Consider the following 1,546-nt stretch of genomic DNA (forward strand, 5'->3'; position numbering starts at 1 on the left):
TTTTTATATCTTCTAATAAGCGTTGAAATTCATCGCGGTACAATTTTTGTCCTGAAATGCCGTCATCAATATACGTGTCAATGATTGTCAAATTGTCTTGAGTACTTACATAATCTTTTAAAGTAGCTATTTGTGCGTCTAAACTATCCCCGTGTTTTGCTTGTTGATCAGTAGAAACCCTAATGTATAACGCTGCTCTCTTTAGCATAAACGAATCCCCCTATCTTATTTAAAAACTACTCTTGGTCTTTCTCAACATTAAGCTTGTTTAATTGTAAAAATAACTGAGCATAATCAGATTTAAGTTCTTGGTATTCTTTTTCAGTAAATCTATGACTAGGTCCTGTACGTAAACTTAAGTTAATATATTCAATATTTAACTCTTCGCAAAGTCTTTTTTCTACTTCATATTTATTCATAATATCCCTCCTTAGAGAATGTATGTTCTTTTTTTGTAAGAAGAAAAGTCCGAGGGTTAAAATTTATATTTATTTCTTAGCTAACCACGAACTATTCTTCTATAAATTATTTTTTTAAACAGATTGGTCTTTAATAGAATACTTTTAAGTCTAATACAAAAGTTCTATAATATAACTTTTCCAATAATTCTAATTTTTTCATTTTCTAAAATTCTATCTTCATATTTGGTATTGATTGATCTCAAAATAATTTGTTTATTTGAGTAGTCTTTAATTACTTTCTTACATGTAACACCATCATTATCAATTTCTACGATTGCAATTTCACCATTTTCAACATCACATTGTTTTTTATAAAAAACAATGCTTCCATCTTTAATTAGCGGTTCCATTGAATCTCCCTGAATATTAATAGCACAATCTGCTCCTTCCGGTACGTGTGCGAAAGAATGCTGTTCAACGTCTATATCTCCATATTCTAGAACTGCAGGATTTGCTGCGGTCTTTCCGACCAATGGAACAACTTTTCTATTGCGTGATTCCGTTTCAAAGTTTTGCTTATCTAATTCTTTCTCGGCAAATATTAATACATTTTTTTGTCTTTTAGTTTCTAACTTAGCTGAGGTTTCATTTATTTTCGTTAATATTTGAGAGAGGGGTTCTTCTTCAAATCCTAATAGGTATTCTGGACTTGTTTCTAAAGCTTTGGCAAAATCAGATATCTTATTAACAGGGAATTGTCTTGTTCTATTTTCGTAACGTGACATTGCGGACTTAGCTATCCCTACTTTTTCTGCTAATTCAGTGGATGTCATTTTTTTCTGTTTGCGCAAATCTGTAATTAATGTCATGATCTCATCGTTTGTTCTCAAATTATTCACCTCCTAAGAGAATAATACTAATAAAGTTCCCAATAGTCAACAAAAAATGTTCTAATTCGGCACAATTAGTTGACAATCGGGAATTGTCGATATATCATTAAAGCACATTCATGGATGAATAAAAATCAAGGAGGGAATTATTAATATGGAATTTGAACTCAATCGTTTAAAGGCTGAAAGGATTGCTAAGGGTTATTCGCAAGAAGAATTAGCAAAAAAATTAGGTTGGACCAGAAGTATGTATAC

4 protein-coding genes are annotated in these 1,546 nt (G+C 30.9%); 1 reads left to right on the top strand and 3 read right to left on the bottom strand.

Annotated features, from left to right (window positions below; all coding sequences use genetic code 11):
- The 3 genes from KQI94_RS15960 to KQI94_RS15970 form a co-directional block, all read right to left on the bottom strand.
- Positions 1–208, bottom strand: a 208-nt coding sequence (locus tag KQI94_RS15960) for a recombinase family protein (protein ID WP_216454638.1), incomplete at its 3' end; no start/stop codon positions are given.
- A gap of 28 nt (positions 209–236) precedes the next feature.
- The gene (locus KQI94_RS15965; protein WP_002411356.1) at positions 237–419 is read right to left on the bottom strand and encodes a hypothetical protein; all 183 of its coding nucleotides are present in this window, start codon (positions 417–419) and stop codon (positions 237–239) included.
- Between the two features lie 164 nt (positions 420–583).
- Positions 584–1,300, bottom strand: coding sequence for an XRE family transcriptional regulator (locus KQI94_RS15970; RefSeq protein WP_229017980.1), 717 nt, complete (start codon positions 1,298–1,300; stop codon positions 584–586).
- A 145-nt stretch (positions 1,301–1,445) separates the two neighbouring features.
- Here KQI94_RS15970 and KQI94_RS15975 point away from each other — a divergent pair.
- A partial coding sequence (locus tag KQI94_RS15975) for a helix-turn-helix transcriptional regulator (RefSeq protein WP_216454640.1) occupies positions 1,446–1,546 on the top strand: 101 nt, incomplete at its 3' end.

This window comes from Enterococcus sp. S183_ASV_20 (assembly GCF_018919685.1).
Lineage (GTDB): Bacteria > Bacillota > Bacilli > Lactobacillales > Enterococcaceae > Enterococcus > Enterococcus faecalis.

What these genes read in the sequence shown, in the direction of transcription:
- KQI94_RS15965 (WP_002411356.1), bottom strand. Translation starts at nt 419, where the DNA reads ATGAATAAATATGAAGTAGAAAAAAGACTTTGCGAAGAGTTAAATATT.